Here is a 5,054-nt window from a genome sequence, read left to right on the forward strand (position 1 = left end):
TGATGGCATATGTTTTCCATTTGCAATACCACCGCAACCTATAATTCCTATTCTTACTTTCTTTTCACTTATCATTGTATTGTCCTCCTCTAATTTGTTCTATATTGTTTGTATATTACTAAATTAACATAATATTATATTATATGATATAATATTATTGCAATGAAAGTATCAAATATTTGTCATAATAAAAGGAGTAAATCTCATGGAAACATATTATGAAGAAAAAACTAATTTAAAAGAAGGTATATTGTATCCTTTTGAATGTCACATTCAGAAAAGTTTAGGTAAGGGTACTCTAGCAAATGCCCATTATCATTATTACATAGAACTACTGTATTGTATTTCTGGTAAAGCACAAGTGTTTATTGCAGGTAAAAGTTATGACTTTTACCTAGGTGACATCGTTCTAATTAATTCAAGAGAAGTACATTCTGTTTATAAAACTTCAGATGATGACGTTGAATATATCGTGGTAAAATTTGATCCAAATGTTTTATATTCAACATCCATAACCGTCTTTGAAAGTAAATATGTTTTCCCATTTACTTTAAACAAATCAACTCATCAAAAAGTTTTTACTAATAATGAAATAAAAGATACCACTATCCCACAGCTTATAAATGAAATTTTTAAAGAATATATTAATAAAGATTATGGCTATGAATTAGCTATAAGAAATAATATTGGTGGTGTATTTTTATTAATACTTCGTAATTGGTATGATAAACGGCTTGATTTAAACATAAATACTACTATAAACGAAAACATTTTAAAAAAATTACAAAATATCTTTGACTATGTTGATAAAAATTACATGTCTGACATATCCACAGCGTCTGTTGCATCTGTATGCAATATGAGCTATAGCTACTTTTCAAGATTTTTTAAGGCTTCTGTTGGGAAAGCTTTCAGTAAATATTTAAACTACGTAAGAATAACTGAGGCAGAAAAATTATTACTTTGCACTAACTTAAATATTACTGAAATTGCTTTTGAAATTGGTTATACTTCTTCTAGTTATTTCATTCAGCAATTTAAGCATTATAAAAACCTATCACCTAAACAATTTAAAATAAAATTTAATTTAGATGTTAATAATAATTATTTTAATATATTTATAAATTAACACAATATGGTATTATATTATATAATAAAATTAAAATATAAGTATCAAATATTTGTCATAATATACTGTCTTTTAAATGAAGCTAGAGCATCAATAACCTTTACTAAAAAACTATAATTAAAGGGGTGTCATTTATGAATTATACATACAAAAACTCTTTACTAACACCTATGGAAAGAACGTTAAATTTACTCTCACTTATGACCTTAGAGGAAAAGGTAGGTCAAATGATGCAAATAAGTTACAATATGGTAACCGTAACTGAAGCAGAACAATGGGCTAAAAATAAGTTTGCAGGCTCTGGCTGATATTCTATTTGGAGAATTTAATCCTTGTTGAAAACTAAGCATATCCTTCCCCTATCATAGTGGACAAACACCTATTTATTACAATCATCTGCCAGGTTGGCATAGTCCTAAATACGCAGATTTAGCTACAGCGCAGCCACTGTATAGCTTTGGTTATGGACTATCTTATACTAGTTATAAATATTCTAACCTAAAGCTTTCTAAGTCAAGTTGCTCACCTGAAGAAACTATAACCGTAAGCGTAGATGTTACTAATATAGGTAAATATGATGGCACTGAAATTGTGCAATTATATGTTAATGATGTTATAAGCTCAATTATGACTCCTGTTAAAGAATTAAAGGGTTTTAAAAAAGTTCAGATAAATGCTGGAGACACAAAGAACGTAAGTATTACTTTATCTGTATCAGATTTTTCTATTGTAGATGCAGATGAGCAGTATGTTGTAGAACTTGGAGAATTTGAAATTATGGTTGGTCAAGATTCTAGGAATGCAAATCTACTCAAAGAGATTCTTACTGTAGGTTAATCTCAAAACAAGAATTATAATTTTCTTATTTATACGTTTTATATTAAAATTTTAAAAATAGTATTAAAGCTATTGGAGCCGCTACCTTAATTCTAGTGTCGTTTGCTAGAGTAAAGAAAGTTACGTACCCTCCCATTGAAATACCAGACATACCTATCCTATTTAAATCTACACGGCTATCATCTTTTAAATTGTCTATAACTTTAGAAATATCTTCCGATGTGCCTTTAATAACTTTAAGAAACTTTTTGCAATTTGTAACTTTATCATTTTCATAAAAGTATTCAGTATAGTTATCTACAATACGTTCACCATGAAGCCTAGCATCTGCAAGCACCACAAAGAAACCTTCTTGTGCCAGTCTAATACCCCTATGTAAATCAATAACTTTATCTCCAAACATACCATGTGCAAAGATAACAACTGGTAAAGGTTTATCACTTTTTGGATAGCAGTATAGCACTGGTATTTTTTCATCAGTAACAATATGATGCTCTAAAAACAATTTAACATCATTGCTTTTATGTTCTGATGCAAGCCTTAAAAATTCAAGTCCAATTTTAACTTCATATGGATCTACTACATTTGATACTCTTGTATCTAAAAATTCATAACCATCCTCATATCCTTTGCAGGAAAAGCCCTCTTTATTATTAGGATTACCTTCTAATTCAAAAATCTTATTACCCATACGAAATTACCGTCATATAAAATTTATAACGGTATTCACCTCCTTTCTTTTATATTTTTTTTAAATATCTCTAGTCTCTCCTGCCTTTATCTCAATTAGTTCCTCATTTACACTAATCCATAAAGAAATGCAAGACGGATTATAAATAATACTGTTTTCTGCAGAAAGTTTTATATTTTTCAAAGCTTTTATATAATCCACAATTTCTATGTTTGTAGCATACCATATGTCTGGTCTGTTACTAATTACTTTTGAAAATTCCTCGATTATCTCCCAATTTTCGTCAACATCAAATTCATAACTATGACCCCAAACATAAAAAAGAGACAACCCGCTAAATTGTGATTCTACAAATTTCTTAGTAATATCCATTAATTTAGGATTTTTATGATAACAGGTCGGATTCCACTCTAAAAAATTTTTTGGAAGATCAAAATTATCATGTTGGTTAACTGTTCTAGAATATTCTATCCCTAAAGTATTTAACACCTCTAAAACCAGCTTTTTATAAGTGCCAAAAGGATATGCCATTCCTCTTACTAAGTAACCAAACCACTTCTCCAGTTGCTTTCTATCTTCTAGTACTTCTTGGACTATTGATTCTCTAGGCATGTCCTCTAAATGAGGGTAAGAATAGCTATGAACCGCAACTTCATGTCCTCTATAAAGCTCTACAATCTCACTTTAATTTATACGTTTAATTAGTTTCCCTTTATTTATCCAAGTGTTACTTTCATATTGAAGGCCAGAGTTCAAATTAAAGGTGGCTTTCAACCCGTACTTATTGAAAATTCCTACAAGTCTTATATCTCGACAATACTTCCATTTGTTGCAGCTTCACTCTTACTCTTAAGTACCTTCATTAGATTTCCATATCCATAACCTTTTAATGTATCCCATTTAAAATTTGCTTCTTGCTTTTCATCAAGTTGATTTTGTGATATAAAATCTACAGTTTTACGACCAAGAATACGAGCCCCGTCATATATTCCTCTATTTAAAAGCATTAAAGTAAATTTACTATAATCATCAAGTGTAGACACAAGACCTTCACCACCAGATTCAAAAGCTGGCAAAGTTAAATAATTATTTAATCCTAAATGATTATCTAAAAATGGAATTAATTTTCCTTGTTCATTATATTTATATACTTGTGCAAATCTATCTTGTTTTTATGATGGAACATAAAATCTGTATCTACCATTCCAAGAGGGATAAAATTTCATCTTTCAAAAATCGGCTGAATTTTTTACCAGATACAATTTCAATTATCGCACCTAGAACATCCGTTGAAGCACCATAAAGCCATGATTCACTAGGCTGAAAAACAAGAGGAACTTGACCTATTTGATTACAATAATCCACCGTTGAGGTTGGATAACCAGTTTCAAGCTTTTGCTTTATATCCTCATAGAGTTTTGACATTTGTATTCCTGCTTCAAAATTTTTATCCGGATATGAAATTCCGGAGGTCATATTAAGTAAATCTTTAATTGTCATTTCTTGGTTAGTATCAACCAATGCTTGCACCAACAATGTTGCCTTTATCAATTTCTTTTTTAATTTCAGCTCCAATTAGTTTTAATTTGTCATTATTCATTTTTATTTCCTCCGTATAAATATGTTAAAATTCTAATATTATATTACTGTACGTTGCTTTAAAATAATGCACTGTTTACGATACCACACTTATTAAGAATTTATCTTTTACATCATTCCATTTACTTTTGCATATAGCCTTACCCCCTTTAACTTCCCTTACTTGTATTATAAGATCTATCTTTCTTACTAGTACTTTTAAGCTAGTTTTATATATCCTCCATATAGTTTAGCATCCAACATTAATCGGCCTTCTAGTGGGCTATAAAATATGTTATAAGCTATTGCATTTTGTATCCATGTAATTTGAAGGTCTACATCGCTCTTTAATAATTTACATAATTAGTACTAATCAATATAATATTAGACTCAAAATCTAGCAACAATACTCCCAGAAACGTTTACCTAAAGTTTAGATGTTTAATATATTGGCACAAAATATAAAAAGAGCAACTATTCTAAGTTAGCTACCCTTTTATTGTTGATCTATATAAGTTTTTCCTTAAATATGTCAGTCAAATTTAATTTCGCAACTTTTCTCTTGATTTCATCAATATCTAAGGTATATAGTCCACGTTCCTCCATTCTCTTAAAATACTCTGCTCCTGCAAATGTATATCTATTTCTTCTTCCTTCTTTAGATTTCATTTTTTCATTAGCATATGATATTAAGTCCCCAACGGCAAGTGCACTAGGTAATATTAAAAGAGGCATTCCTAGATAATTTCGTACGGCATTATGTCCTGCAAGTGCTCCTGTTGCCATAGCTTCTGTATGCCCTACAAATAAACCAGATTT

At 29.7% G+C, this 5,054-nt stretch carries 7 protein-coding genes and 1 pseudogene; 3 read left to right on the plus strand and 5 right to left on the minus strand.

What is annotated here, in order from left to right; translation table 11 throughout:
* Nucleotides 1-205: 205 nt before the first annotated feature.
* From Q0649_RS16770 to Q0649_RS16780, 3 genes are all read left to right on the plus strand, one after another.
* Nucleotides 206-1,129 (plus strand): AraC family transcriptional regulator, encoded by a 924-nt coding sequence (locus Q0649_RS16770; protein ID WP_298844674.1) that lies wholly within the window; start codon nucleotides 206-208, stop codon nucleotides 1,127-1,129.
* 134 nt (nucleotides 1,130-1,263) lie between these two features.
* Nucleotides 1,264-1,437, plus strand: a complete 174-nt coding sequence (locus Q0649_RS16775; protein WP_298844676.1) for a hypothetical protein — start codon at nucleotides 1,264-1,266, stop codon at nucleotides 1,435-1,437.
* A gap of 283 nt (nucleotides 1,438-1,720) precedes the next feature.
* A complete protein-coding gene (locus Q0649_RS16780; RefSeq protein WP_298844678.1) occupies nucleotides 1,721-1,966 on the plus strand; it encodes a fibronectin type III-like domain-contianing protein in 246 nt (81 codons plus the stop codon).
* Between the two features lie 43 nt (nucleotides 1,967-2,009).
* Here the strand turns inward: Q0649_RS16780 and Q0649_RS16785 are convergent, their stop codons facing one another.
* The 5 genes and pseudogenes from Q0649_RS16785 to Q0649_RS16805 form a co-directional block, all read right to left on the minus strand.
* On the minus strand, nucleotides 2,010-2,657 hold the full coding sequence (locus Q0649_RS16785; RefSeq protein ID WP_298844681.1) for a S9 family peptidase: 648 nt from the start codon (nucleotides 2,655-2,657) through the stop codon (nucleotides 2,010-2,012).
* 60 nt (nucleotides 2,658-2,717) lie between these two features.
* Nucleotides 2,718-3,335, minus strand: a complete 618-nt coding sequence (locus tag Q0649_RS16790) for a polysaccharide deacetylase family protein (protein WP_298844689.1) — start codon at nucleotides 3,333-3,335, stop codon at nucleotides 2,718-2,720.
* 125 nt (nucleotides 3,336-3,460) lie between these two features.
* Entirely contained in the window at nucleotides 3,461-3,733 is a 273-nt protein-coding gene (locus Q0649_RS16795; RefSeq protein ID WP_298844684.1) for a hypothetical protein, read from the minus strand.
* Nucleotides 3,734-3,854: 121 nt separating this feature from the next.
* Nucleotides 3,855-4,232 (minus strand): serine hydrolase domain-containing protein, encoded by a 378-nt coding sequence (locus Q0649_RS16800; RefSeq protein WP_298844687.1) that lies wholly within the window; start codon nucleotides 4,230-4,232, stop codon nucleotides 3,855-3,857.
* A gap of 510 nt (nucleotides 4,233-4,742) precedes the next feature.
* Nucleotides 4,743-5,054, minus strand: a pseudogene (locus Q0649_RS16805) (FAD-dependent oxidoreductase); the annotation flags it as partial.

Source organism: uncultured Clostridium sp., assembly GCF_937920395.1.
GTDB lineage: Bacteria > Bacillota > Clostridia > Clostridiales > Clostridiaceae > Clostridium_AD.

Bases quoted from the DNA above. Each gene is read 5' to 3' on its own strand.
- Q0649_RS16770 (WP_298844674.1), top strand. From the start codon at position 206: ATGGAAACATATTATGAAGAAAAAACTAATTTAAAAGAAGGTATATTG.
- Q0649_RS16775 (WP_298844676.1), top strand. From the start codon at position 1,264: ATGAATTATACATACAAAAACTCTTTACTAACACCTATGGAAAGAACG.
- Q0649_RS16785 (WP_298844681.1), bottom strand. From the start codon at position 2,657: ATGGGTAATAAGATTTTTGAATTAGAAGGTAATCCTAATAATAAAGAG.